The organism is Streptomyces atratus (genome assembly GCF_040655115.1).
Taxonomy (GTDB): Bacteria; Actinomycetota; Actinomycetes; order Streptomycetales; family Streptomycetaceae; genus Streptomyces; species Streptomyces atratus_D.
Genome location: NZ_JBFAJH010000014.1, coordinates 25,409 through 50,315 on the forward strand (window position 1 = coordinate 25,409; position 24,907 = coordinate 50,315).

The following is a 24,907-nucleotide window of genomic DNA, read 5'->3' on the forward strand; positions in this document are numbered from 1 at the left end:
TGTGCAGGCGACCTTGACGAACCGACGGACCGTCAGCACCATGGCGGGGGCAACCTGAGCGGCCAGATCCGGGTGAAACCGATCCATTGACGCAAGGGGGTCGAATTCGTGACGTTGGCGAACGCAACGGTGCAGTCCGGGCGGCATGGCCCGCCCGGAAACCCACAGTCCCAGCAGGGTGGACCGGCCCCGCGGATCGACCGGAACGTCGGTACGTGGTTCCTCGTGCTGCCCGCCCTGATCCCGATCCTGATCCTGAGCGTCGGCCCGCTGCTCTACGGCATCGCGCTGGCGTTCACCGACGCCCAGTCGGGCCGCACCCGCTCCACCCAGTGGGTCGGCGGGCTCAACTTCCAGGACCTGCTCCACGACGCCCTCTTCTGGGACTCGTTCCGGATCGGCCTCGTCTGGGCGGTCGGCGTCACCGTCCCGCAGTTCGTCCTGGCCCTCGGCCTCGCCCTCCTGCTCAACCAGAAGCTGCGGATGCGCTGGCTGGCGCGGGCCCTCGCGATCATCCCGTGGGCCATGCCCGAAGTGGTCGTCGGCATCATGTGGCGGCTGGTCTACAACCCGGACGCGGGCGTACTCAACGAGACCATCCGCGATCTCGGGCTCGGCGACGGCCGGGACTGGCTGACCGGACTCGCCACCGCACTGCCCGCCGTGATCGTCGTCGGTGTCTGGGCGGGCATGCCGCAGACCACCGTCGCGCTTCTGGCCGGGCTCCAGAACACCCCGCGCGAACTCCACGAGGCGGCCGCCCTGGACGGCGCGGGTGCCTGGCGCCGGTTCCGTACCGTCACCTGGCCGGCTCTCAGACCGGTCGCGCTCTCCATCACCGCGCTCAACTTCATCTGGAACTTCAATTCCTTCGCCCTGGTCTACGTCCTGACCAACGGCGGTCCCGGCGGCCGGACCCGGCTGCCGATGCTCTTCGCCTACGAGGAAGCCTTCCGCTACGGCCAGTTCGGCTACGCCGCGGCGATGGGCTGTGTGATGGTCGCGGTGATCTCCGTGGTCCTCGCCGTCCACCTCGTCGGCCGGCTCAGGGGAGGCGAGGACCAGTGAGTCTCCGGACCAGCGGATCCGCCCGCGCCGGACAGTACGTCGCGCTCCTGGGGTACCTCGTCTTCCTGGCGTTCCCGTTTCTCTGGCTGATCTCCACCGCCTTCAAGCCGGCGCGTGAACTGGGTTCCCTGCACCCCACCTGGATCCCCGAGCATCCGACCCTGGACAACTTCCGGCAGGCCTTCGACGAACAGCCGTTGCTGCAGGCCGCCGCCAACTCGCTGGTCGTCGCGGTCTCCGCCGCCCTGATCGCCGTCGTCATCGCCACGCCCCTGGCCTATGTGATGGCCCGGCAGCGCACCGGGCTCACGGCGGCCACGACCGGATGGGTCGTCGTCAGCCAGGCGTTCCCCTTCGTCCTGCTGATCATTCCGCTCTTCCTGATCCTCAAGAATCTGCATCTGATCAACACCCTCTGGGGGCTGATCATGGTGTACGTCGTCTGGGCGCTGCCGTTCGCGCTGTGGATGCTGGTCGGCTACGTCCGCGCCGTACCGCCCGAACTCGAAGAGGCCGCCTCGGTCGACGGCGCCGGAAGACTGCGGACACTCGTCTCGGTCACGGTCCCGCTGCTGGCCCCCGGCATCGTCGCCACCGCACTCTTCGCGTTCATCACCGCATGGAACGAGTTCTTCTTCGCACTCGTCCTGCTCAAGACACCGGAGAAGCAGACCTTGCCGGTCGTACTCACCCACTTTCTCGGCGCGGAGGGCGCGGCCGAACTCGGGCCGCTCGCCGCCGGCGCATTCCTCGCCACCCTGCCCTCCCTGGTCCTCTTCGCGATCATCCAGCGCCGGATCACCGGGGGCATGCTGGCCGGGGCGGTGAAGAGCTGATGCGCGCACTCGCACGTACCGCCGCCGCCGCGGCCACCGTCCTGGCTCTGCTCCTCACCGGCTGCAGCGGTGACGGCGGCGGAACGCACGACAGCGGAAAGATCAAACTCCGCTTCCAGTCGCTGGCCTGGCAGAAGGAGTCCGTCGACGCCAACAAGCAGTTGGTCGAGGAGTGGAACGTGAGCCACCCCGACATCCAGGTCGAGTACGTCCAGGGCAGCTGGGACAGCGTCCACGACCAGTTGCTCACCTCCTTCGAGGGTGACGAGGCGCCGGATGTCATCCACGACGCCTCCGACGACCTCGCCGACTTCGCGTACGGCGGCTATCTCGCCGACCTGCGTACGTTGCTCCCCGGCCGGCTGGCCACCGACATCCCGCAGCAGAGCTGGCGGACCGCAACGTTCGGCGACGGTGTCTACGGGGTGCCGTTCCTCCAGGAACCCCGGGTCCTGATTGCCAACACCAAGATCCTCAAGGCCTCCGGGGTCCGGATCCCGACCCCTGCGAAGCCCTGGAGCTGGGACGAATTCCGGCAGGTCACCAAGGAACTGACGGGCAGGGGGAAGGGGAAGGCGACGTACGGGGTCGCCTGGCCTCTCCGGGAACCGGTCTCCGTCACTCTCAACCTGGGTGTCTCCAGCGGCGGCCGGCTCTTCCACCGCGGCGCCGACGGCAAGGTGACCATCCGTCTCGACGAGGGTGACGAGGTCATGCTCAGCACCATTCGTGACCAGGTCAACACCGACCACAGCGCCGCCCGCACCACGCTCGGCATGGGCGGCTCCGACACCCTTCCGGGGCTGTTCGGCGGCCGGTACGCGATGGTTCCGCTGGGCTTCTCCTACCGTCAGCAGGTCGTCGAACAGGCCCCGAAGGGCTTCGAGTGGACCGTGCTGCCCGCCCCCGCGGGCAGCGACGGGCTCGCCCAGGGGGTGAGCCCGCAGACCCTTTCCGTCGCCGAGGCCAGCCCGCACAAGAAGGCGGCCGTGGAGTTCATCGACTTCCTGCTGCGCCCGGAGAACATGGTGCGCCTCGCGCAGGGCGACTGGATGCTCCCGACCGGCAGGGCGGCGCTTGCCGACCCGGCTCTGCACACGGCCGAGAACGGCTGGGCGACCGGCGCCGCCCTCGCGAAGGGGCTGCGCCCGGCGCCCGCCCAGTCGGTGCGCGGCTACCCCGAGTGGAAGGACAAGGTCGCCACGCCCGCACTCCAGGAGTACTACAGCGGGGCGATCGGACGGGACGAACTGAAGAAACGCCTGGTCGACGACGGGAACCGGGTCCTGGCGCGCTATCAGCGCTGACAGGAAAAGGAATTCCAGCTGCACGAGACGTCTCGTCTCGTTTAGTGTGTGGGCATGAAGGATACCCGGCGTGCCCACATCGCCATGTTCTCGATCGCCGCCCACGGACACGTGAACCCGAGCCTCGAAGTCATCCGGGAACTCGTCGGCCGTGGACACCGCGTCAGCTACGCCATCCCGTCGTCCTTCGCCGAGAAGGTCGCCGCCACCGGAGCCGAGCCGGTTCTCTACACCTCGGTCCTGCCCACCTCACCGGATGACTGGGGCACCGAGCCGATCGACCACCTGGAGCCGTTCCTCGACGACGCCGTGCAGGCGCTGCCCCAGCTCATCGAGGCCTTCGACGGGGACGAGCCGGACCTCGTCCTGCACGACATCACCTCCTACCCGGCCCGCGTCCTCGCCCACCGCTGGGGTGTGCCCGCGGTCTCCCTCTCGCCCAACCTGGTCGCCTGGGACGGATACGAGGAGGAGGTCGGCGAGCCGATGACCGCCGAGCTCATGCGCAGTGAGCGCGGGCGGGCGTACCGCAAGCGATTCGCGGACTGGCTCGCGGAGAACGGCATCGAGCAGCATCCCGACCCGTTCGTCGGCCGACCGCGCCGGTCGGTCGTTCTGATCCCCGAGGTGCTCCAGCCGAACGCCGACCGGGTGGACCGCGAGGTTCACACCTTCGTCGGCGCCTGCCTGGGCGACCGCGCCGACCAGGGGGAGTGGCAGCGGCCCGTGGATGCCGGGAAGGTGCTGCTGGTGTCGCTCGGCTCGGCCTTCACCCGGCAGCCCGCCTTCTACCGCGACTGCATCGAGGCATTCGGTGACCTGCCCGGCTGGCATGTCGTGCTCCAGATCGGTGCGTTCGTCGACGTCGCCGAACTCGGGGACGTACCCGCGAATGTGGAGCTGCGCTCCTGGGTGCCGCAGCTCTCCGTGCTCAAGCAGGCGGACGCGTTTATCACCCACGCGGGTGCGGGCGGCAGTCAGGAGGGGCTCGCCACCGGCACCCCGATGGTCGCCGTCCCGCAGGCGGTCGATCAGTTCGGTAACGCCGACATGCTCCAGGCGCTGGGCGTCGCCCGTCATCTGCCGAGGGAGGAGGTGACGCCGGAGGCGCTGCGCACCGCTGTGCTCGCTCTGGCCGGGGACCCGGCGGTGGCGGCGAAGGCGGCGGCGGTACGGGAACAGATGGCGGGGGAGGGCGGCACGAAGCGGGCAGTCGGCCTCATCGAAGCCGAACTGCCCGCCTGAGCAGGGATTATCGGGACTGTCCGGTGAGCGTGCTGTCCGGGGTCTCCCCCGTGGCCCCAACGGCAGGGGAGGAAATCGCACCAGGGGCCCGGTCGTCGCGCACCCCGTCCGCGACGGCCGACTCGTCGTGTGTCAGGTCCGGCAGCCACCTCAGCCACTGCGGCAGATACCAGTTGCGTTCGTCGAGCAGCGCCATGACGGCCGGCAGCAACACCCCGCGAATGATCGTCGCGTCGATCAGCACCGCAGCGGCCAGGCCCACGCCCATCTGCTTCATGGCCTGCATCGACAGCGTGCCGAAGATCGCGAACACCGCGACCATGATGACCGCCGCGCTGGTCACCACGCCTGCCGTTGTCACCACGCCGTGGGCGATCGCGTCCCTGGTCGAACGGCCCTGCAGCCGGGCTTCCCGGATCCGGGACACCACGAACACGTGGTAGTCCATCGAGAGCCCGAAGAGGATCACGAACAGGAAGAGCGGCAGCCAGGAGACGATTGCCCCCACCCCTTCCGCACCGACCAGAGAGGCGCCCCAGCCGTGCTGGAAGACGGCGGTCAGGATGCCGTACGCGGCGCCCACCGACAGCAGGTTGAGCACGATGGACGTCACCGCGATCGTCAGTGAACGGAAGCAGAGCAGCATCAAAAGGAAGGCGAAGGCGACGACGAAGGCGAATACCGGCACCACCGCGCCGACGATCTGGTCGTTGAAGTCCTTCGACCCCGCGACCTGACCGGTGATCGGCGCCTCGACGCCGTCGACCTTGCCGAGTGTGTCCGGGCGCACCTGGTCGCGGAGCAGATCCAGGCTCTTGACGGCCTTGTTCTGATCGGATCCACCGACCAGTGGTACGTCGATGACCGCGATGTTCTCCGCGTCGTGTGTCGCCATGTCGACCGGGCCCTTGGAGGCACCCGACGCGACGGCCTGCTCGCGGAAGTCGGCGAGCGCCTGACGTACCGGAGCGGCGTTGATGTCGTCGGCCTTCACCACGACCCGGGCCGGGTCGGCGCCGCCGGGGAATGCCGCGTTGAGCCGCTCGTACGTCCGCACGATCGGGAGCGAGCTGCCGAACTGCTGGTCCAGGGTGAGGTTCTGCGTGTGCATGCCGACGGCGGGCAGTGCAATCGCGGTGAGTGCGCCCGCCGCGATCACCAGCGCCGTCCAGGGACGGCGCAGCACCGATGTGAGTACCGCACGCCACACCCGGCTCTCGCCGCTCGGATCCCCCGGTTGCACGGCCGACGGCTGTGGGCCGTTGTGGTGAGCGGTCGACTTCCGCTGGGTGCCGGCGGACTGCTTGAGGCGGTTGAGGAACGGCACCCGCCCCTTGTCGACCCGCTCGCCGAGCAGCGAGAGCAGGGCGGGAAGGACCGTCACCGAGCCGACCATCGCGACCGCAACGACCATGAGCGAGGCGAGCCCCATCGCCTCGAACTCGGCGAGACCGGTGAAGAGCATGCCCGCCATCGCGACACAGACCGTCACACCGGAGACGATGATCGCGTGCCCGCTGGTTGCCGCAGCGATCATCAGGGCGGTCCGGGCGTCGCGCCCCTTGGCCCTTTCCTCGCGCTCGCGCCGCAGATAGAAGAGGCAGTAGTCGACACCGACGGCCAGACCGACCAGCAGCATCACCGAGTTCGCCGTCTCACTCATCGGCTGGAGATGGCTGACCACGCCCATCAGCCCCATCGTCGCGACGATCGCCGTGATGGCCAGAGCCACCGGCAGCAGTGCGGCGACGAGGGCCCCGAACGCGATCAGCAGAATGCCCAGGGCGACCGGTACGGCGGAGAGTTCGGCCCGCTGGAAGTCGTCGCCGAAGGCGTCATCGAAGGTCTTGCCCATGCTGGCGGTGCCGATCTCCTCGATCACGAGACCGCCGTGTTCGCCCTGGACCTTGTCGACGGCCTTCAGCACCGGTTCGACGCGCGATTTCGCCGTTTCGGGATCCCCCCGCATCTCGAACTGTACGAGCGCGCTGCGACCGTCCGCCGAGATGGCCTTCGTCGAGTACGGAGAGGTCACGGCGGTCACTTCGCCGGTGGACCGGACCGCCTGCATCACGGCGTCGACGGCCGAGCGGAACTTCGGTGAAGTGGCCGTCACCGAGGGGCTGTCGGCCTGGATGAGCACGGTCTCGCCCGCCGGATCCTTCAGCCCGGCGTCCTCGGTGATCTGCACGGCCCGGCCCACCTCGCCGGACATCTGGTCGCTCTCCTTCACGTCGACCCGGCCGGTCGCCGAGCCGAGGCCCATCGCGAGAACGACGAACAGCACCCATACGGTCACCGCCGCCCATCGGTGCCGTGCGCTCCAGCCGCCGGCCCGGGCAGCGATGCCACGTACGCGTGGCGCCCCCGTGCGCGCCGAATCCACTGTTCCCATGACGGACCTGCCCCCTCGTGGCCGACCTCGGCTCCCTGCCGGCGTCGCCGCTCCGATGTTAGGGGCGGAATCGAGTTGTCTCCTCATGCTCGCCGGTGAACCTGCGGGGCCCGTTCTCCACCTTGCGGGCCAGGTGGACCCCTGAGAGGGGCGGTCCAAGGCCCTTACACGTAAAAGGCTGTCGTGCGTCGTGCGTCGTCTTTGTGATTTCGCCCCGCCTGTCCACGGCTCTTGCCCAGGCGGGCCGATCCCGGGTGCATGAGATCGCCGTGTCGTGGACAGGGCAGCGGGCTGAGCGAGCCGGACGTCCGGCACGGGCCGCTGTCGCATTTGTTCAATACCGGCGCCGGCGCCGACCGTACCGTCCGGTGCATGACGACCGAGCACGCCCATATGACCGAATGCGCCGCCGAGGCGGCCCGTATCGCCCGCGGCATCAGCGCCGAACAGCTGGCCGCGCCCACCACGCCCTGCGGCGACTGGGATCTGCGGGAACTGATCAACCACTGGGTGCTCTACACCTCGCACGGCCTGGAGCACCGGGCCCGGCGCACGCCCCTCCCCGACGAGCTGACCGCCCGTGACTTCACCGCCGACGCCGACTGGGCCGAACAGTACGCGGCGCAGCTGGACCGGGCCGTCGCCGCCTGGTCGGACCCGGCCGTCTGGGAGGGCGAGATCGACCTGGGCCATGCGTCCTCCCCCGCGGCCGAGATCGCCGGGATGCTCATCGAGGAGACGGCTCTGCACAGCTGGGACGTGGCCCGCGCGACCGGTCAGGAGTTCAGACTCTCCGACGGGGCGGCCGCGTACGTCCTCGGCGTCGTCGACGGGTCCGCCGAGCTCTACCGGCAGTACGGCGGCTTCGCCGACGAGGTCGACGTGCCCGGATCGGCGCCCGTCCTCGCGCGCGCACTGGCCCGCAGCGGACGCGATCCGCAGTGGACCGCCGCCTGAAAGTGGCCCACTGGAGCGGATGCTGATTGGCCCGTGGCCGTATGCCAATGTCTGGCTACGCTCGGGCCATGACCACTCATCGGAATCACCCTACGGACCGGGCCGTCGTCGACTTCTACTTCGACCCCGCCTGCCCGTTCGCCTGGATCACCTCCCGCTGGATGCTGGAGGTGGAGCAGCAGCGCGACATCGAGCTCCGCTTCCATGTCATGAGCCTCCACCTGCACAACGCCGGCAATGAACTGCCCGACTGGTACCGGGAACTGGTCGACAAGTCGATCGGTCCGGTACGGGTAGCGGTCGCCGCGGCGGCCGAGCACGGCGACGGCGTGCTCCGGGATCTCTACACCGCCTTCGGCACCCGCATCCACCAGCAGAAGAACGAGGACTTCGACGAGGTGATCGCCGAATCCCTCGCCGAGCTCGGCCTGCCCGCCGCGCTCGCCGGTGCCGCGCACGCGGACACCTACGACGAAGCGCTGCGGCGCAGCCATGACGCGGGCAAGGACCCGGAGGCGGACGGTTATGTCGGCACGCCGACGATCCATGTCGACGGCACGGTGTGGTTCGGCCCGGTGCTGCGCGCCGCCCCGCGCGGCGAGGAGGCGGGCAGGCTCTTCGACAGCTTCCGGGTGCTGGCCGGCTACCCGGACTTCTTCGAGCTCAAGCGCACCCGCACCGGCAGCCTCGACGTCGGCTGAGAGCCTGTCGGGTGACCTCCGATCGGATGGCGGACGCGGTCTGGTGCGTGCGATTCCAAGGCGGAGGAGGGAGTCAACGCGGAGCGTTGGCGACCGACGACAACGCGGGAAGCGTGCGTGCCAGGGCGTGGCCGCCCGGTCAGAGGTCACCCGACAGGCTCTGAGGGCCCGCACCCTTTTCGGGACCGCAGGAGTGTTCCTCATGATGCTCCGGACGCGGAGGCCGCCTGTCCGTACCTGATCGCGTTCGGCAGTCGGCGAACGAGGGCTGCGGCCGGACGGGGCCGAAGCCGCGGCAGCGACCGTCCCGAACGGCCGGGCGCCGCGCATCCCGCGGCGCGCCCGGCCGGAGCCGGCCGGACGTGTGGCCCGTGCAGGGGTCAGGCCGTGAGCGCCACCGAGCGCGGCACACACGCCTCGTCGTAGCGGCGCAGCAGCAGCCGCGCCAACTCCCGCGAAGGACCGAGTACGTCGGCCAGTACATCCGCCCCCGTCTCCCGGGCGCCCGCGGCGATACGGTCGGGGAGGCGGCCGGGCGCGATGACGTACGGGGCCACGGCGACACGATCGACGCCGGAGGCCCGCAGGGCCCGTACCGCGTCCTCGGTGCGGGGGAACCCCGCGGGAGATGCAGCGGAGGCGAACGCAGGCCGCACGGCGCACCAACCGGTGTGCCGCAGCTCCCGCGCGATTTCAGCGATCACTGCGATCGCCTCCGGGTCCGTGGAGCCCGCCGAGGCCAGGACGAGCCCGGTCGAGCTTCGGTCGCCGGGGGAGACCCCGGCTTCGTACAGCCGTCGTTCCAGGGCGGAGTTCAGCAGCGGCGAAGGGCCGAGCACCTCCGCCTGCCGGATCCGCAGCCGCGGCAGCCGGGTCTGTGCCGCGTGGAGCACGGCGGGGATGTCGGTCTTGGCGTGGAAGGCCCGGGTCAGCAGCAGCGGAAGAGCCACCACCTCGCCGCTCCCTTCCGCGGCAGCCCGCTCCAGCACCCGCGGCACCGACGGGGCGTTGAATTCCAGGAAGCCGGTCTCCACGCGCAGTCCGGGGCGCAGCGCCCGGACCCGCGCGGTGAGCGCGTGCACCGTCGCCGCGTGCCGCGGATCGCGGCTGCCGTGGGCGATGACGAGAAGAACGGGGGAAGCCATGACGGTACTCGGTTCCTGGGTCGGTTCGTGGGTCAGCTCTTGACGAGGAGGCCGCGGCTGCGCAGCACCCACCGCTCCAGTGGGCTGAAGATCAGCAGATCGATGGCGATGCCGACGATCAGGATCAGGAAGATGGCGAGGAACACCATCGACATGCTGCTGGTCTCGCGGCCCTGCTCGAGCAACTGCCCCAGTCCCACGCCCAGATCGGGCGAGGAGGCGATGATCTCGGCGGCCATCAGCGAGCGCCAGGAGAAAGCCCAGCCCTGCTTCAGACCCGCCAGATAGCCGGGTAGCGAGGCGGGCAGCACGATGTGCCAGGTGCCGCGCAGCCCGGTGGCCCCCAGCGTCTGCCCGGCCCGCAGATGCAGCGGCGGGATCTGGTCGACACCGGCGACGAGACCGTTGGCGATCGACGGGACGGCGCCCAGCAGGATCACCGCGTACATCATCCTGTCGTCGAGCCCCAGCCAGATCACCGCGGGCGGCACCCACGCCACCGACGGCAGCGACTGGAGACCGGAGAGCACCGGGCCGATCGCCGCGCGCACCACCTTCACGCGCGCCACCAGCAGCCCGAGCGGGGTACCGATGACGAGCGCCAGCAGGAAGCCGAGCAGGCCGCGCGAGACACTCGTCCAGATGTAGTCGAGCAAGGTGCCCTGCGCCCAGGCGTTGGTCACCTCGTCCCAGACCTGCGACGGCGACGGCAGCTTGTAGTCGTCGGTGACCTTCGCCCAGATGAGGATCTGCCAGACGACGAGCACCAGCGCGACGGCCACGACCGGCGGCAGGACCTTCTGCACCAGCACCTGGCGCACCGGGGTCCGGCTCACCCGCACCGCGTCGAGCGCGTCGAGCCCCGCCTCCAGCCCGGCCAGGTCCTGGGCGGCGTCCTTGACGGAGCCGGACGCGGCGGTGCTGTCCTCGGCGGTGGTGTCAGTGCTGGCCATGTCGGCGGATCTCCCCACGCAGTTGTTCGGTGATCTCGACGGACAGCTCCGCCACCGCGGTGTCCTCGATGCGGCGCGGCTGGTCGATGTCGACCGTCCACTCCCGGGCGATCCGGCCAGGCCGCGACGACAGCAGGACGACCCGCTGGGCGAGCCGGACCGCCTCCCGCACGTTGTGCGTGACGAAGAGGACCGAGACGTTCGTCTCGTGCCAGATCCGGGTCAGCTCGTCGTGCAGTACATCCCGGGTGATGGCGTCGAGAGCGGCGAACGGCTCGTCCATCAGCAGCAGTTGACTGTCCTGGGCGAGCGCGCGGGCCATCGCCACCCGCTGCCGCATGCCGCCCGAGAGTTCGTGCACCCGCTTCCCGTACGCCCCGCCGAGCCGCACGAGTTCGAGCAGCCGCTCCGCCTCCTGGCGGCGGTCGGACCTGGGTACGCCGCGCAGCCGCAGCGCGAGTTCGATGTTCTTGCCCGCGGTCAGCCACGGGAAGAGGGCGTGCTCCTGGAACATCAGGGCCGGCCGCCCGCCGGGGGTCTCGATGGACCCCGCGGTCGGGCGGTCGAGTCCGGCCACCAGGTTGAGCAGTGTTGATTTACCGCAGCCGGAAGCTCCCAGGAGGGTGACGAACTCGCCGGGGGCGACATCGAGCGTGATGTCGTCCAGGACGAGCTGCTGTCCCTCCGGTCCGCCGAAGGACTTCGAGACATGGTCGATACGGGCGGCGTGCCCGACCGCCGTACGGTCCTCGGCCTTGGTGAGCGTGGTCGTCGCCATGGTCGTCACCTCCTGGGAGATCCTGGAACGGTCGGTCCTACTTGACGCCGAGACCGGCGTCGGCGGCCTCGGGCCTGCCCGCGGCCTTGAGGATCTTGTTCAGCGGCTTCAGGTCGTAGATGCCCGTCAGGTCCGTCTGCTCCAGCAGGCCCGCCTTCACCGCGTGCTCGGCCTCCGTGTCGAGCGTGGCGGCCAGCGGGTCATCGGTGAACTGGATCGACTTCCACGCCGGGTCGAGGACCTCGGCCGGCAACTCCTTGCCGGACAACTCCTTGAGCGCCGTGTTGGCGGACGCCTTCGCCTCGTCCGGGTTGGCGTTGATCCACGCGTTGGTGTCGACCGAACCGCGCAGTACCGCCTCGACGACGTCCGGGTGCTCCGTGAGGAACTTCTGCGACACGATGATGTTCGTGATCACGAACTTCTTGTCCGGCCAGAGCGTCGACTCGTCGAGGAGCACCTTCGCGCCCTGCGCGACCAGCTTGGACGCGGTCGGCTCAGGAACCCAGGCGCCGTCGATGGAACCGGACTTGTAGGCGTCCGGGGTCACCTTGTTGTCCGTGCGGACCACGGAGACGTCGCCCTTGCCGCTCTGGGCGTCGACCTTCCAGCCCTTCTCGGAGATCCAGTTGAGGAACGCCACGTCCTGGGTGTTGCCGAGCTGCGGGGTGGCGATCCTCTTGCCCCTGAGGTCGTCCAGGGTCTTGATCTTCTTCGGGTCGACGACCAGCTTCACACCGCCGGACGCCGCACCGCCGATGATCCGCAGGCTCTTGCCCTTGGACTTGGTGAAGCCGTTGATGGAAGGGGAGGGGCCGATGAAGCCGATGTCGATCGAACCGGCGTTGAGCGCCTCGATCTCGGACGGGCCCGCGTTGAACGTCGACGGTTTGACCGTCGTGCCCCCGAGCTCCTTGGCGATGATGCCTTCCTGGATGCCGACCAGGGCGGTGGCGTGCGTGAGGTTCGGGAAGTAGCCGATCTTCACGGTGTCCGCGGAGAGCTTCTTGCCGTCGGCGGAGACGTTCGCCTTCTTGGTGCCGTCGTCCTTCGCCGCGGAGCCGTAGCCGCATGCGGTGAGCGCCACGGCGAGCAGCGGCAGGGCGGCGGCAGCGGCGAGGCCGCGGCGCAGGGTGGTACGGGTGGCAGGCACGGGAGGCTTTCCTCTCGTTGGCCCGGTGCTCACGTCCCTCGGCGGTTACGGGGACGCGGCCGGGAAGTCGGCATGTTTTCGTCTGAACTGGCGGTACAGGCGGTGCGGTTGGTACAAGCGGGCGCGCAGGCAGTGCGCGTACGTCATCGCGCACATCGCGCAACCCCGCCCTGGCCGCTGCCGAGGGCGCCGCTGCCGATGCGACCGCCCTCCTTCGCGAACGTCGCGTAGATGTCGACAACCATCAGAAGTCCCATTCGGCGTCGTCGTCGGCGGCCTGGGCCTCGGCCTCGGCCACGGCGGCGAACGAGGCGCCCGCCATGCCGGCCGTCAGCGTGGTGCCGTCCGCCGGGTCGATCAGCAGGAACGAGCCGGTGCGCCGGGAGTCCGCGTACGCGTCCAGCGCGAGCGGCTCAGCGGTACGGACGACGACCCGGCCGATGTCGTTGGCGACGAGCTGTCCGGGCGCCGGGTGCTGTGAGAGGTCGTCCAGGGTCAGCCGCGACGGGATGTCCTTGACGATCGCCTTGACCGTGCGGGTGGTGTGCTTGAGCAGCACCCGCTGGCCGACCACGAGCGGTTGGTCCGCGACGTGGCAGACGGTCGCCTCGACGTCCTGGGTGACCGCCGGCGCGTCGTCGGCCGGTGCGATCAGGTCACCGCGCGAGACGTCGATGTCGTCGGTGAGCCGGACGGTCACCGACTGGGGCGCCCAGGCGATGTCCACGCTCTCGCCGAGCGCGTCGATCCCGGCGATCGTCGACGTGCGGCCCGAGGGCAGGACCGTGACGGCCTCGCCCACGCGGAACGCGCCGGCGGCGATCTGGCCCGCGTAGCCCCGGTAGTCGGGGTGCTCGGCGGTCTGTGGCCGGATCACGTACTGGACGGGGAAGCGTGCGTGGCAGCCGGTGAGGTCGTGGCTGACGGGCACCGTCTCCAGGTGTTCGAGGACCGTCGGGCCGCCGTACCAGTCCATGTGCGCGGACGGCTCCACGACGTTGTCTCCGACGAGCGCGGAGATCGGGATCGCGGTGCACCAGTTTTCCTGGGGGTCCCCCCCGGACCCCCAGCCCGGGACGCCGAGCGAGGCGGCGTACGCGGTGAACTCCTCGGCGATGGCGGCGAATACGGGCTCCGCGTAGTCGACCAGGTCCATCTTGTTGACGGCCAGGACCACGTGCGGCACCCGCAGCAGCGCGGCGACGGCGGCGTGCCGGCGGGTCTGCTCGACGACACCGTTGCGGGCGTCGACCAGGACGACGGCCAGCTCGGCCGTCGAGGCCCCCGTCACCATGTTCCGGGTGTACTGCACATGCCCCGGGGTGTCGGCCAGGATGAACCGGCGGCGCGGCGTGGCGAAGTAGCGGTAGGCGACATCGATGGTGATGCCCTGCTCGCGCTCGGCTCGCAGTCCGTCGGTCAGCAGCGCCAGGTCCGGCGCCTCCTGGCCCCGGCTGCGCGAGGCGTGCTCGACGGCCTCCAGCTGGTCGGTGAGGACCGACTTGGAGTCGTGCAGGAGGCGTCCGACGAGGGTGGACTTGCCGTCGTCGACGGACCCCGCGGTGGCGAACCGCAGCAGGGTCGTGGTCGACAACTGCTCTGCGTGCTGGGTGGGTGTGGTCATTTAGAAGTACCCCTCGCGCTTACGGTCTTCCATCGCGGCCTCGGACATCTTGTCGTCGGCGCGCGTCGCTCCCCGCTCGGTGAGCCGGGAGGCGGCGATCTCGGTGATCACGGCGGCGAGCGTCGTGGCGTCCGAGTCGACCGCGCCGGTGCAGGACATGTCGCCGACGGTGCGGTAGCGCACCTGCCGGGTCTCGACCCGCTCGCCCTCCTTGGGGCCGCCCCAGTCACCGGCGGTCAGCCACATCCCGGAGCGGTTGAAGACCTCCCGCTCGTGGGCGAAGTAGATCTCCGGAAGCTCGATGCCCTCGCGCTCGATGTACTGCCAGACGTCGAGCTCGGTCCAGTTGGAGATCGGGAAGACCCGGACGTGCTCGCCGGGGGCGTGCCGGCCGTTGTACAGCTGCCACAGCTCGGGGCGCTGACGGCGCGGGTCCCACTGGGAGAACTCGTCGCGCAGCGAGAAGACCCGCTCCTTGGCGCGCGCCTTCTCCTCGTCGCGGCGGCCGCCGCCGAACACGGCGTCGAAGCGGTGCTGCTGGATCGCCTCGGTCAGCGGCACGGTCTGCAGCGGGTTGCGCGTACCGTCGGGGCGCTCGCGGAGCTTCCCGGCGTCGATGTACTCCTGCACGGAGGCCACATGCAGCCGCAGCCCGTGCTCGGCGACCGTGCGGTCGCGGTAGTCGAGGACCTCGGGGAAGTTGTGCCCGGTGTCGACGTGCAGCAGGGTGAACGGCACCGGCGCCGGCGCGAACGCCTTGAGCGCCAGGTGCAGCATCAGGATCGAGTCCTTGCCGCCGGAGAACAGGATCACCGGCCGCTCGAACTCTCCCGCCACCTCACGGAAGATATGCACCGCCTCGGACTCCAGGGAGTCCAGGTGGCTGAGTGCGTACGGATTGTCGGTGCCTTCCGACACAGTCGCGACGGTCGTCACGCTGCACCCCTCTCGCTCAGCAGCGCGTACAGCTCCGCCGCGGACTCCTGCACGGTCTGCTGGTGCGACTCGATCCGCAGGTCCGGCGACTCGGGCGCCTCGTACGGGTCGTCGACCCCGGTGAGTCCGCTGATCTCGCCCGCCGCCTGCTTGGCGTAGAGCCCCTTCACGTCGCGTACCGAGCACACCTCGACCGGAGTCGCGACATGTACCTCCAGATACGCGGTGCCCTCGGCCTGGTGACGCTTGCGCACCGCGTCCCGGCTGTCCGCGTACGGGGCGATGACCGGCACCAGCACCTTCACGCCGTTGGCCGCCAGCAGTTCGGCGACGAAGCCGATCCGCTGGACGTTGGTGTGCCGGTCCTCGCGGGAGAAGCCCAGACCCGCGGAGAGGAACTCCCGGATCTCGTCGCCGTCGAGCACCTCCACCCGGTGGCCCTCGCCGCGCAGCCGCCCGGCCAGTTCGTACGCGATGGTGGTCTTGCCCGCGCTCGGCAGACCGGTCAGCCAGATGGTGGCTCCCGTCTCCGTCACGCTCATCGAAGTCTCCTGATCAGTCGTCATCAGTCGTGCAGCCCGCACTCGGTCTTGCCCCGGCCGGCCCAGCGTCCGGCGCGCGCGTCCTCGCCCTCCAGCACCCGGCGGGTGCAGGGCTTACAGCCCACGGAGGCGTAACCGTCCATCAGCAGCGGGTTGGTGAGGACGCCGTGCTCCGCCACATACGCGTCGACGTCGTCCTGGGTCCAGCGCGCGATCGGCGAGATCTTGACCTTCTGCCGCTTCTCGTCCCAGCCGACGACCGGGGTGTTCGCGCGGGTCGGGGACTCGTCGCGACGCAGCCCGGTCGCCCAGGCCGCGTACGACGTCAGGCCCTCCTCAAGGGGCTTGACCTTCCGCAGCTTGCAGCACAGGTCGGGGTCGCGGTCATGCAGCTTCGGCCCGTACTCGGCGTCCTGCTCGGCGACGCTCTGACGCGGGGTCAGCGTGATGACATTGACGTCCATCACGGCATCCACCGCGTCGCGGGTCCCGATCGTCTCCTCGAAGTGGTACCCGGTGTCGAGGAAGACCACGTCGACGCCGGGGAAGGCGCGGGAGGCGAGGTGCGCCACGACCGCATCCTCCATCGAGGAGGTGACGCAGAACCGTTTGCCGAAGGTGTCGGCGGCCCACTTCAGGATCTCCAGCGGGGAGGCGTCCTCCAGCTCCCGGCCCGCGCGCTCGGCCAGGGTCTTGAGGTCATCGGTCTGCAGAGTGTCCGTCATATCCCGTCCCGTTCAACGTCGTTGCGCTGCAGTCCCCGAGTCAGCAGACCCAGGAACGTGAGCTGGAACGCGCGGTTGCAGGATGCACATTCCCAGGCTCCGTGCCCGGTCCCGTGCGGGCGCAGGTCCTCGTCCCCGCAGTACGGGCAGTAGAACGGTGCGGCGCGGCCGCTCATGACAGCGACTCCGCACTGGCCCGCGCCGCCCACGTCGCGAACCGCTCGCCGTCCTCGCGCTCCTTCTGGAACCGGCCGAGCACCCGCTCGACATAGTCCGGCAGCTCGGCCGAAGTGACCTTCAGGCCACGGACCTTGCGACCGAAGCCGGCCTCCAGACCCAGTGCGCCGCCCAGGTGCACCTGGAAGCCCTCCACCTGGTTGCCGTCGGCGTCCAGGACGAGCTGGCCCTTGAGGCCGATGTCCGCGGTCTGGATGCGGGCGCAGGCGTTGGGGCATCCGTTGACATTGATGGTCAGCGGCTCGTCGAACTCCGGAAGGCGGCGCTCCAGTTCGTCGATCAGCGAGGCGCCGCGCGCCTTCGTCTCGACGATCGCCAGCTTGCAGAACTCGATGCCGGTGCAGGCCATCGTGCCGCGCCGGAACGGCGAGGGCTTCACCTGGAAGTCGAGCGCCTCGAGCCCCGCGACCAGGGAGTCCACCTGGTTCTGCTCGACATCGAGGATGAGCATCTTCTGTTCGACGGTGGTGCGCAGCCGGTCCGAACCGTGCCCGGCCGCCAGCTCGGCGATCTTGGCCAGCGTGGAGCCGTCCACCCGGCCGACCCGGGGCGCGAACCCGACGTAGAAACGGCCGTCCTGCTGCTGGTGGACACCCACGTGGTCGCGCCAGCGGCCGCTCGGCTGCTCGGGGGCGGGCCCGTCGACCAGCGGGCGCTTGAGGTACTCGTCCTCCAGCACCTGGCGGAACTTCGCCGGGCCCCAGTCGGCCATCAGGAACTTCAGACGGGCGCGGGTACGCAGCCGCCGGTAGCCGTAGTCACGGAAGATTCCCACCACACCGGCCCAGACGTCCGGGACCTCGTCGAGCGGCACCCAGGCGCCCAGCCGTTCGGCGAGCCGCGGGTTGGTGGAGAGCCCGCCACCGACCCAGACGTCGAAACCCGGACCGTGCTCGGGGTGGACCACGCCGACGAACGCGATGTCGTTGATCTCGTGGACCACGTCCTGCACCGGGGAGCCGGAGATCGCGGTCTTGAACTTGCGCGGCAGGTTGGAGAATTCCTTGTTGCCGATGTAGCGGTCGTGGATCTCGTCGACCGCGGGCGTTCCGTCGATGATCTCGTCGGCGGCGATCCCCGCCACCGGTGAGCCGATGATCACGCGCGGGCAGTCGCCGCACGCCTCGGTGGTGGAGAGCCCGACGGCCTCCAGCTTCTCCCAGATCGCAGGGACGTCCTCGATGCGGATCCAGTGCAGCTGGATGTTCTGCCGGTCGGTGATGTCCGCGGTGCCGCGCGCGTACTGCTGCGAGATCTCGCCGATGACGCGCAGCTGCGCGGTGGTCAGCCGGCCGCCGTCGATCCGGACCCGCAGCATGAAGTACGTGTCGTCCAGCTCCTCCGGCTCCAGGATCGCGGTCTTGCCGCCGTCGATCCCGGGCTTGCGCTGGGTGTAGAGACCCCACCAGCGCATGCGTCCACGAAGATCATTGGGGTCGATCGAGTCGAATCCACGCTTGGAGTAGATCGTCTCAATACGTGTCCGCACATTGAGACCGTCGTCGTCCTTCTTGAACTGCTCATTGCCGTTGAGCGGAGTGTGGTGTCCCACGGCCCACTGGCCCTCGCCGCGGTGGCGTCCGGCCTTGCGGCGGGGTGTGGTGGTCGCAGGCTGTTCCGGGGTGGCGGCCATGACAGTACGTCCTTCGGGACTGCGGGAGGGCGGCTCTGAACTGCACACTCGCGCTGAGGCGCGGCGGTGCGCAGGAGTTGCGGAGAAAAGGGGAACGCGGCGGGTGCTGAGACTCTCAGCCCGCCGGACAGATGGCGCTGGACATGCGGCCGAGGTCGACGTGGCGTCGACTCACCAAGGCGATCCCAGTTCCAGACATGACGGAAGCGTGTCACGCGAATCTCGGGGCAGTCCACCACTATCCATGATGTGGACGGGACTGTCCCGGAAAGTGAGACGATGTGGTGCTGGTCACGCTGAGGCCGAGGAGTTCCCCTCCGTATGGGCTGCTAGCTCCCGTGTGTCCGTCTGAGTCCGGCCGGCATCGCCGCCTCCGGGCCACCGCACCGACCCGGCGGAGGCTCCGGATCCGGCTCGGCGCCTCACGCGGCGGGCGGTGCGCGACAGTTGGTCCCGGTCCGGGGACGGCCCTGCGTCGCGCACGGCGGTGACCACCGTCGTCGTCCCTGGCCACGGAGGCACCCGGCCGCTCCGCCGCCTCGTCAGCGCCCGCCGCACCGCCGGCTGAGCCCCCGTCCGCCGACCGCTACCGCTCCGCCCCCGGCCACGGCCCCGGAGTGGACACCTCCGGTTCCAGCTCCACCTTTGTGTCGAAGAGCCGGAATCCGCGCCGCAGGTAGTTGTCCATCGCGTGCGGGCCGTCCTTGGAACAGGTGTGCAGCCACACCCGCTTCGTCGGCGTCCGCTCCGGCCAGCGCTCCGCCAGGTCCCAGGCGCGCGCCGCCCCGTAGGCGAGCAGATGGCCGCCGATCCGGCGGCCGCGGAACGCCGGGATCAGTCCGAAGTACATGATCTCGACAACACCTTCGTCCTGCGGGTCCAGTTCGATGTACCCGGCCGGGGTCCCGTTCTCGTACGCCACCCAGGTCTCCGCGCCGGGCCGGTCCAGCGCCTCCTGCCACTGCGCGTACGTCATCGACAGCCGGTCGGTCCACTGGATGTCGCCCCCGACCGCCGTGTACAGGAACCGGCTGAACTCGGGCAGCGGCGCCGCCGACCGTACGATCCGGACGTCGCCCTCGGGGGCCGCTGCGGGCCGCAGGTCGTCGGGGGAGGTCTGTTCCAGGGACCAGACGGTCACCTCGGCGGCGGCAGCTGTGGGTTCCGTGTTGCTCATGACTGTCAGGGAATCATGCCGTGCAGCTCTGGCCAAAGCCTGTCCCGTCCCGCGGTACGGACTGCGGGACTCCGGTTCTCCGGTCACTCCGTCGTACGGGCCCTGACCACCGCCGGAGCCGTCGAGCGCGGCAGCAGATCGCCCGGATGCTCCAGGTGGAACACCTCCACCTCGACGCCCTCGCGGAAACGGTACGGGCGGTGCGCCGGCACCTCGGCCAGATGGCGCCGCATCCGCGAGATCTCGGCCCGGACCGTCACCGTCCGGGTCGCGTCACCGAAGATGTCCTCCGCCGGCTCGGACGCCGTACGCCCCTCGCGGTGCAGCGCCGGCGCGTACAGCAGCTCGGCGTGGCACGGCGAGAGCCGCTGGGACCAGGTGCCGACCGGGCCCACCACATTGACCGCGAGTCCGCGCGGCCGGCTCAGGTCGAGGACCACCCGGCGCGGCGGCCCCTTCCCACGGGCCGTCCGCCACCTGCACGGGGGCGCGCCCGGCGAGCGCCGTGCCGATCGCGTTCGTACCCGTGATCACCTCGGACCAGACGGCGCCCTCCGCCAGACGGATGCCGTCGGCCCGGCGCAGCACCCCCGGATTGCCCTGCCGCCACAGCACCCGGCCCTCGGCATCGGTGACGACCACGATCTGCTGCGCGGCGTCGGCGATGGAGACCAGGCCGTCGCTGAGCAGCGGCATCACCTCACCCAGCGCCGAGCTCCGGCGCCGGTGCTCGATCTCGTCCGGCTCCAGGAGCACACTCTCCGTGGACCGCGCGGGATCGACGCCACTGCGCAGCACCCGCTCCCACGAGGCAACGATCTCGGCCCACGGCGCGACCGGCATCCGGTCGCCCGCCTGCTTCGCCTCCCGGGCCCTGTGGAGCAGGCGCGTGGCCCGGTCCGAGTCCCTGGCCGGCAGCCGTGTCACCTCGGCAGCACATGTCTTCACTGTCGACATCCCCCCGGATACGAGGACCGTGTCGGCGGCCCACGGGTCACATCCTGACGCCGTGGGGGTCCCGATTCCGCGCACTCCACACAATGGTTGCAACCCTTTGCAACTCCGGCGGGGACCCACAGGTACGTATGAGAGTGGCGTAACACCGCACGGCGGAGCCTGTGCCCCGCTGCTCGGTGTGCACAGCGTGGAGGGTGGTGCCGTGTCGGCGCGCACCACCCTCCGTCGCTGTTCCGGGCGGATCAGTGCGCGATGGGCCGTGCGCGCTCCACGATCGACGCCAGGTCCAGACTGTGCGGCAGCGTCCCGAACGCCGCGCCCCAGTCTCCGCCCAGCCGCGACGCACAGAACGCGTCGGCGACCTCCGGCGGCGCCCAGCGGACCAGCAGCGAACCCTGCAGGACCAGCGCCATCCGCTCGACGAGCCGGCGGGCCCGCGCCTCGATCCCGTTCAGATCGGCGAGCTCGGTCAGCATGCCCTTGATGGCCCCGTCCAACCGGTGATCGGCGCCGCGCGCCCTGCCGACCTCCTGGAGGAACGCGTTCAGCGCCTGAGGTTCACGCTGCAGCGCCCGCAGGACATCCAGGGCCTGTACGTTCCCGGAACCCTCCCAGATCGAGTTGAGCGGCGCCTCGCGCAGCAGCCGCGGCATCCCGGACTCCTCGACGTAACCGTTGCCGCCCAGGCACTCCAGCGCCTCGCCCACCATCGGTGTGCACCGCTTCGTCACCCAGTACTTCGCCGCGGGCACCGCGATGCGCAGGAACGCGGCCTCCGCCTCCGTACCCGCGTCGTACGCGGCGGCCAGCCGTAGGGCCAGCACCGTCGCCGCCTCGGACTCCAGCGCCAGATCGGCCAGTACGTTCCGCATCAGCGGCTTCTCGATCAGCACCCCGCCGAACGCGCTGCGGTACGTGCAGTGGTGGACCGCCTGCGCCACCGCCTGCCGCATCAGCGCCGCCGAACCGGTCACACAGTCCAGCCGGGTCGCCGCCACCATCTCGACGATGGTGCGCACCCCACGGCCCTCCTCGCCGACCCGGCGTGCCCATGTCCCGTCGAACTCGACCTCGCTCGACGCGTTGGACCGGTTGCCCAGCTTGTCCTTGAGCCGCTGGATCGCGAACACGTTGCGGGTGCCGTCGGGCAGCACCCGGGGCAGCAGGAAGCACGTCAGCCCGCCGGGCGCCTGCGCCAGCACCAGGAAGCCGTCGGACATCGGCGCCGAACAGAACCACTTGTGCCCGGTCAGCAGATACTCGCCGTCGGCGGACAGCGGCTCGGCCCGTGTCGTGTTGGACCGCACATCGGTGCCGCCCTGCTTCTCCGTCATGCCCATCCCGAAGAGCACACCGGCCTTCTGTGCGGCGGGCCGGAGCCCCTGCTCGTACACCGACGACGTCAGCCGCGGCTCCCACTCGGCGGCCAGCACCGGATCGGTCCGCAGCGCGGGCACCGCCGCGTGTGTCATCGACAGCGGGCAGCCGTGCCCGCCCTCGGCCTGCGTCCACACCAGGAACCCGGCCGCGCGTCGCACATGGCCGCCGGGCCGCCCCCAGGCGTCCGTCAGCCCCGCGCCGACCGCGTGCCCGAGCAGCCGGTGCCAGGACGGGTGGAACTCCACTTCGTCGATGCGATGTCCGTACCGGTCGTGGGTGCGGAGCTGCGGGGGATTCTCGTTCGCCGTCCTCCCCCACTCCTGGACCTGCGCGGAACCGGCGGCCCGGCCCAGTTCGTGGAGCTCCTCACGCACCCCGGCGAGCCCCTCGGGCGCGACATGCCGCTCCACGGCCTCGGTGAGTGCGCGGTCGGCGGCGAAGACGTCGTAGCCGACCAGCGGCGGGACCTGATTGGACACGGTGTGGGTGGTGGCTGCCATGCCGATACGGTAAGGATGTGCAGGCAGTAAATGAAACACCCGAGCGGCCACCGGGTCGGCTCCACCGGGCCCGAGTCCTCTACCGCAACGTATCCAAGCGGCAGATGGCCTGGCAGTTGCTCAAGGACACCGTCAATTCGTGCATGGAGTACCGCATTCTGGGACTCGCGGCCGAGGCGGCGTTCTTCACCCTGCTGTCCCTGCCGCCCCTGCTGCTCGGCCTGATCGGACTGCTGGGTTACGTCGACGAGTGGACCAGTACCACCACGGTCGCCTCCATCGAGAGCAATATCCTCAACGCGGCGCAGACGGTCCTGTCCCAGCGGGGCGTCAACGACTTCGCGAAACCGCTCCTGGCGGACGTCACGACCGGCGCCCGCCCCGATGTCATCTCGATCGGTTTCGCGATCGCGCTCTGGTCCGGGTCCCGCGCCGTGAATGTCTTCATCGACACGATCACCGTGATGTACGGCCTCGACGGCCAGCGCGGCATCGTCAAGACGCGGCTGCTCTCCTTCCTGCTGTACGTCGTCGCGCTGTTGCTGGGCGCGGTCGTGCTGCCGCTGCTGGTGGCCGGCCCCGACCGGGTCGTGGAGTTCATCCCGTGGGGCACGGAAGTCATCAGCGTCCTGTACTGGCCGCTGGTGATCCTGCTGTCGATCGCGTTCCTGACGACGCTCTACCACGTGTCCGTGCCGGTCCGATCGCCGTGGATGGAGGACGTGCCGGGCGCGCTGGTGGCGCTCGCCATGTGGGTGCTCGGCAGCTTCCTGCTGCGGATCTATCTGACCAGCACGGTCGAGGGGCCGACGATCTACGGGTCGCTGGCCGCCCCGATCGCCGTGCTGCTGTGGATCGGCATCTCCGCGTTCGCGGTACTGGTGGGGGCGGCGGTCAACGCCGCCATCGACCGGGTGTGGCCGTCGGTGGCGACGGCGGCGGCACGTGCGGCCAACGACCGGGCGCGGGCCGCCCAGGCCGCGGAGTTGGTTGCGCGGACGAAAGCGGAGAGCGACGACGAGGGGTGGGACGACGCGGAGGACGGCGACAATCCCTACATGCCGTCCGAGTTCCCCGAGCGGTGGTCGCGGTTCCTGCCGCCGGACGACGTGAAGTCCCGGCTGCTGCAGCCGAGGAGCGAGAAGGACGTCGTCAAGGGCCCGGCCAAGGAAGCGCAGCAGGAGACGAAGGGGTCCCGGGAGTCCCGTTCGTAGCACGGACCGCCCCGCAGTCGAAGCAGCCGCCCGGATCCTGTCGTCATACTGCCGTCAAGCGGCGGACGGCAGTGTGACGAGAGGACCTACGGGCTGTCCCGTCGTCCCTGGTGGATCAGCGTGCGGCGTCGGACGCGGTGCATCGTAAGGCGGAGGGACGTCCTCCTGCCGGGCGTATTCGGGCGTTCCGACAACGCGGCGAGGCGCCGTAGCCGTCGTCGTGCGCCCGCCAAGGATGACGGGGCAGCCCTTAGCGTGGAGGCATGGACGAAACGTACGAGGAGCGGGAGTCCCGGTTCGGCGGGGCGATCGTCTGGACCCGGCAGGTGCCGGAGGGACCTGTCCGGCCCGTACTGCCCGACGGCTGCATGGACCTGCTCTGGACCGACGGCCGGCTGCTCGTCGCCGGACCCGACACCCACGCGTACGAGCCCGGCGGGGCGACCGGCGGCCGGTTCACCGGCATCCGGTTCGCCCCCGGCACCGCCCCGGCGCTCCTCGGTGTACCGGCGGACGAACTGCGTGACCAGCGGGTCGAGCTCGCCGATCTGTGGCCGGGTGCCCGGGTGCGGGTACTCGCCGAGCGCATCGCCGGTGCCGCCGACCCCGCCGCCGCCCTGGAAGCCGTGGCACTGCGGCGGGCGGCCGAGACCGGGCCGGCGGACCCGTTGATGCGGTCCGTCGCCGTGCAGCTGGCGCAGGGCCGGTCCGTCGCCGACACCGCGCACACGGCCGGTCTCGGCGCCCGCCAGCTGCACCGCCGTTCCCTGGCGGCCTTCGGCTACGGGCCCAAGACCCTGGCCCGGGTCCTGCGGCTGCAGCGCGCGCTCGCTCTCGTACGGTCCGGAACGCCGTACGCCGGGGCGGCGCTCGCGGCGGGCTGCACCGACCAGGCGCATCTCGCGCGGGAGATGCGCGAACTGGCCGGTACGACCCTGACCGCCTACTGCGAGGCGTTGGCGAACAGCGACACCGCGCAGCCGTCCGGGTCGAGGACCACAGCGTAACGCTGCCCCCACACGGCGTCCCACGGCTTCAGATGGCCCCGGTACCCGGCGCCGGTCAGGTCGCGGTACACCGCGTCCACCTCCGCCGGACCGTCGCAGAGGAACGCGAGCCCGACCCGGTCGCCGCCCCGCGCACCGGACCACTCGGGGTCGTAGGAGCGGACGACGTCCTCGGTGTCCCACATGAGGCGCTGCCCGCCCGGCAGGGTCACTTCGACATGGGGTGCGGAATCCGCCTCGGCCGGGATGCCGAGCCCGAGCCGGCGGTAGAAAGCGAGCGATGCGGCCAGATCCGTGGTCGTGATGCCGATCGCGTCGAGTCGTGGAGTCATGGTCCGAACGTAGAACGGACCCGCACCACGGGTCTTGTACGAATCGGTCATGCCCTTGCCCGGCTGTCGGGGCATTCGGGCGCGCAAGCGGGGCAGGGTGCTGGT

General features: G+C 70.2%; 23 protein-coding genes and 1 pseudogene. 8 read left to right on the plus strand and 16 right to left on the minus strand.

Annotated features, from left to right (window positions below):
• Positions 1-114: 114 nt before the first annotated feature.
• From AB0I23_RS17835 to mgt, 4 genes are read left to right on the plus strand one after another with little or no spacing between them, the layout of a single operon-like run.
• Positions 115-1,068: a carbohydrate ABC transporter permease gene (locus AB0I23_RS17835; RefSeq protein ID WP_359110409.1), complete on the plus strand. Its 954-nt coding sequence runs from the start codon at positions 115-117 to the stop codon at positions 1,066-1,068.
• The gene (locus AB0I23_RS17840; RefSeq protein ID WP_359110239.1) at positions 1,065-1,904 is read left to right on the plus strand and encodes a carbohydrate ABC transporter permease; all 840 of its coding nucleotides are present in this window, start codon (positions 1,065-1,067) and stop codon (positions 1,902-1,904) included. The genes AB0I23_RS17835 and AB0I23_RS17840 overlap by 4 nt, the downstream gene beginning before the upstream one ends.
• On the plus strand, positions 1,904-3,211 hold the full coding sequence (locus tag AB0I23_RS17845; RefSeq protein ID WP_359110240.1) for an ABC transporter substrate-binding protein: 1,308 nt from the start codon (positions 1,904-1,906) through the stop codon (positions 3,209-3,211). Before AB0I23_RS17840 ends, AB0I23_RS17845 begins: the two co-directional genes overlap by 1 nt.
• A gap of 54 nt (positions 3,212-3,265) precedes the next feature.
• A complete protein-coding gene (gene mgt / locus AB0I23_RS17850; RefSeq protein WP_359110242.1) occupies positions 3,266-4,456 on the plus strand; it encodes a macrolide-inactivating glycosyltransferase in 1,191 nt (396 codons plus the stop codon).
• A 7-nt stretch (positions 4,457-4,463) separates the two neighbouring features.
• Here the strand turns inward: mgt and AB0I23_RS17855 are convergent, their stop codons facing one another.
• Positions 4,464-6,851, minus strand: a complete 2,388-nt coding sequence (locus AB0I23_RS17855; RefSeq protein WP_359110243.1) for an MMPL family transporter — start codon at positions 6,849-6,851, stop codon at positions 4,464-4,466.
• A 372-nt stretch (positions 6,852-7,223) separates the two neighbouring features.
• Between AB0I23_RS17855 and AB0I23_RS17860 the strand changes: the two genes are divergently transcribed.
• The gene (locus tag AB0I23_RS17860; RefSeq protein ID WP_359110245.1) at positions 7,224-7,808 is read left to right on the plus strand and encodes a TIGR03086 family metal-binding protein; all 585 of its coding nucleotides are present in this window, start codon (positions 7,224-7,226) and stop codon (positions 7,806-7,808) included.
• 68 nt (positions 7,809-7,876) lie between these two features.
• A complete protein-coding gene (locus AB0I23_RS17865; protein ID WP_359110247.1) occupies positions 7,877-8,509 on the plus strand; it encodes a DsbA family protein in 633 nt (210 codons plus the stop codon).
• A gap of 380 nt (positions 8,510-8,889) precedes the next feature.
• On the opposite strand, the gene AB0I23_RS17870 is transcribed toward AB0I23_RS17865, so the two are convergent.
• The 14 genes and pseudogenes from AB0I23_RS17870 to AB0I23_RS17935 all read right to left on the minus strand — a co-directional run bounded on the left by AB0I23_RS17870 (position 8,890) and on the right by AB0I23_RS17935 (position 22,249).
• Positions 8,890-9,654, minus strand: coding sequence for a sirohydrochlorin chelatase (locus AB0I23_RS17870; RefSeq protein ID WP_359110249.1), 765 nt, complete (start codon positions 9,652-9,654; stop codon positions 8,890-8,892).
• A 32-nt stretch (positions 9,655-9,686) separates the two neighbouring features.
• Positions 9,687-10,607, minus strand: a complete 921-nt coding sequence (locus AB0I23_RS17875; RefSeq protein WP_359110251.1) for an ABC transporter permease — start codon at positions 10,605-10,607, stop codon at positions 9,687-9,689.
• Entirely contained in the window at positions 10,594-11,385 is a 792-nt protein-coding gene (locus AB0I23_RS17880) for an ABC transporter ATP-binding protein (protein ID WP_359110253.1), read from the minus strand. The genes AB0I23_RS17875 and AB0I23_RS17880 overlap by 14 nt, the downstream gene beginning before the upstream one ends.
• Before the next feature lie 37 nt (positions 11,386-11,422).
• Positions 11,423-12,538 (minus strand): aliphatic sulfonate ABC transporter substrate-binding protein, encoded by a 1,116-nt coding sequence (locus AB0I23_RS17885; protein ID WP_359110255.1) that lies wholly within the window; start codon positions 12,536-12,538, stop codon positions 11,423-11,425.
• Between the two features lie 244 nt (positions 12,539-12,782).
• Positions 12,783-14,162 carry a sulfate adenylyltransferase subunit 1 gene (locus AB0I23_RS17890; protein WP_359110257.1) on the minus strand — a complete coding sequence of 460 codons (1,380 nt, stop codon included), beginning with the start codon at positions 14,160-14,162 and terminating at the stop codon, positions 12,783-12,785.
• The gene (gene cysD, locus AB0I23_RS17895; RefSeq protein WP_359110259.1) at positions 14,163-15,098 is read right to left on the minus strand and encodes a sulfate adenylyltransferase subunit CysD; all 936 of its coding nucleotides are present in this window, start codon (positions 15,096-15,098) and stop codon (positions 14,163-14,165) included.
• Positions 15,095-15,640: an adenylyl-sulfate kinase gene (cysC, locus tag AB0I23_RS17900; RefSeq protein ID WP_030917145.1), complete on the minus strand. Its 546-nt coding sequence runs from the start codon at positions 15,638-15,640 to the stop codon at positions 15,095-15,097. Before cysC ends, cysD begins: the two co-directional genes overlap by 4 nt.
• 23 nt (positions 15,641-15,663) lie before the next feature.
• The gene (locus AB0I23_RS17905) at positions 15,664-16,365 is read right to left on the minus strand and encodes a phosphoadenylyl-sulfate reductase (protein WP_359110262.1); all 702 of its coding nucleotides are present in this window, start codon (positions 16,363-16,365) and stop codon (positions 15,664-15,666) included.
• On the minus strand, positions 16,362-16,541 hold the full coding sequence (locus tag AB0I23_RS17910) for a hypothetical protein (protein ID WP_359110264.1): 180 nt from the start codon (positions 16,539-16,541) through the stop codon (positions 16,362-16,364). The genes AB0I23_RS17905 and AB0I23_RS17910 overlap by 4 nt, the downstream gene beginning before the upstream one ends.
• The gene (locus tag AB0I23_RS17915) at positions 16,538-18,235 is read right to left on the minus strand and encodes a nitrite/sulfite reductase (protein ID WP_359110265.1); all 1,698 of its coding nucleotides are present in this window, start codon (positions 18,233-18,235) and stop codon (positions 16,538-16,540) included. The genes AB0I23_RS17910 and AB0I23_RS17915 overlap by 4 nt, the downstream gene beginning before the upstream one ends.
• A 115-nt stretch (positions 18,236-18,350) precedes the next feature.
• Positions 18,351-18,434, minus strand: coding sequence for a putative leader peptide (locus AB0I23_RS17920; RefSeq protein WP_309500612.1), 84 nt, complete (start codon positions 18,432-18,434; stop codon positions 18,351-18,353).
• Between the two features lie 387 nt (positions 18,435-18,821).
• The gene (locus AB0I23_RS17925) at positions 18,822-19,412 is read right to left on the minus strand and encodes a GNAT family N-acetyltransferase (protein ID WP_359110267.1); all 591 of its coding nucleotides are present in this window, start codon (positions 19,410-19,412) and stop codon (positions 18,822-18,824) included.
• A gap of 83 nt (positions 19,413-19,495) precedes the next feature.
• Positions 19,496-20,369 (minus strand): annotated as a pseudogene (locus AB0I23_RS17930) (hypothetical protein).
• Positions 20,370-20,611: 242 nt separating this feature from the next.
• Positions 20,612-22,249 (minus strand): acyl-CoA dehydrogenase family protein, encoded by a 1,638-nt coding sequence (locus AB0I23_RS17935; protein WP_359110269.1) that lies wholly within the window; start codon positions 22,247-22,249, stop codon positions 20,612-20,614.
• Between the two features lie 17 nt (positions 22,250-22,266).
• Here AB0I23_RS17935 and AB0I23_RS17940 point away from each other — a divergent pair, with 17 nt between their 5' ends.
• Positions 22,267-23,463 (plus strand): YihY/virulence factor BrkB family protein, encoded by a 1,197-nt coding sequence (locus AB0I23_RS17940; RefSeq protein ID WP_359110270.1) that lies wholly within the window; start codon positions 22,267-22,269, stop codon positions 23,461-23,463.
• Positions 23,464-23,726: 263 nt separating this feature from the next.
• Positions 23,727-24,470: a DUF6597 domain-containing transcriptional factor gene (locus AB0I23_RS17945; RefSeq protein WP_359110272.1), complete on the plus strand. Its 744-nt coding sequence runs from the start codon at positions 23,727-23,729 to the stop codon at positions 24,468-24,470.
• Here AB0I23_RS17945 and AB0I23_RS17950 read toward each other — a convergent pair.
• Positions 24,407-24,853, minus strand: coding sequence for a VOC family protein (locus AB0I23_RS17950; protein ID WP_359110411.1), 447 nt, complete (start codon positions 24,851-24,853; stop codon positions 24,407-24,409). The two genes, AB0I23_RS17945 and AB0I23_RS17950, sit on opposite strands and share 64 nt — an antisense overlap.
• Between the last annotated feature and the right edge of the window lie 54 nt (positions 24,854-24,907).

Excerpts from the sequence above, each read along its gene's own strand:
- AB0I23_RS17870 (WP_359110249.1), bottom strand. The coding sequence starts at position 9,654 with ATGGCTTCCCCCGTTCTTCTCGTCATCGCCCACGGCAGCCGCGATCCG.
- cysC (WP_030917145.1), bottom strand. The coding sequence starts at position 15,640 with ATGAGCGTGACGGAGACGGGAGCCACCATCTGGCTGACCGGTCTGCCG.
- AB0I23_RS17880 (WP_359110253.1), bottom strand. The coding sequence starts at position 11,385 with ATGGCGACGACCACGCTCACCAAGGCCGAGGACCGTACGGCGGTCGGG.
- AB0I23_RS17865 (WP_359110247.1), top strand. The coding sequence starts at position 7,877 with ATGACCACTCATCGGAATCACCCTACGGACCGGGCCGTCGTCGACTTC.
- AB0I23_RS17860 (WP_359110245.1), top strand. The coding sequence starts at position 7,224 with ATGACGACCGAGCACGCCCATATGACCGAATGCGCCGCCGAGGCGGCC.
- AB0I23_RS17875 (WP_359110251.1), bottom strand. The coding sequence starts at position 10,607 with ATGGCCAGCACTGACACCACCGCCGAGGACAGCACCGCCGCGTCCGGC.
- AB0I23_RS17845 (WP_359110240.1), top strand. The coding sequence starts at position 1,904 with ATGCGCGCACTCGCACGTACCGCCGCCGCCGCGGCCACCGTCCTGGCT.
- AB0I23_RS17915 (WP_359110265.1), bottom strand. The coding sequence starts at position 18,235 with ATGGCCGCCACCCCGGAACAGCCTGCGACCACCACACCCCGCCGCAAG.
- AB0I23_RS17950 (WP_359110411.1), bottom strand. The coding sequence starts at position 24,853 with ATGACCGATTCGTACAAGACCCGTGGTGCGGGTCCGTTCTACGTTCGG.
- AB0I23_RS17890 (WP_359110257.1), bottom strand. The coding sequence starts at position 14,162 with ATGACCACACCCACCCAGCACGCAGAGCAGTTGTCGACCACGACCCTG.
- AB0I23_RS17855 (WP_359110243.1), bottom strand. The coding sequence starts at position 6,851 with ATGGGAACAGTGGATTCGGCGCGCACGGGGGCGCCACGCGTACGTGGC.
- AB0I23_RS17910 (WP_359110264.1), bottom strand. The coding sequence starts at position 16,541 with ATGAGCGGCCGCGCCGCACCGTTCTACTGCCCGTACTGCGGGGACGAG.
- AB0I23_RS17945 (WP_359110272.1), top strand. The coding sequence starts at position 23,727 with ATGGACGAAACGTACGAGGAGCGGGAGTCCCGGTTCGGCGGGGCGATC.
- AB0I23_RS17935 (WP_359110269.1), bottom strand. The coding sequence starts at position 22,249 with ATGGCAGCCACCACCCACACCGTGTCCAATCAGGTCCCGCCGCTGGTC.
- mgt (WP_359110242.1), top strand. The coding sequence starts at position 3,266 with ATGAAGGATACCCGGCGTGCCCACATCGCCATGTTCTCGATCGCCGCC.
- AB0I23_RS17905 (WP_359110262.1), bottom strand. The coding sequence starts at position 16,365 with ATGACGGACACTCTGCAGACCGATGACCTCAAGACCCTGGCCGAGCGC.
- AB0I23_RS17920 (WP_309500612.1), bottom strand. The coding sequence starts at position 18,434 with ATGTCTGGAACTGGGATCGCCTTGGTGAGTCGACGCCACGTCGACCTC.
- AB0I23_RS17925 (WP_359110267.1), bottom strand. The coding sequence starts at position 19,412 with ATGAGCAACACGGAACCCACAGCTGCCGCCGCCGAGGTGACCGTCTGG.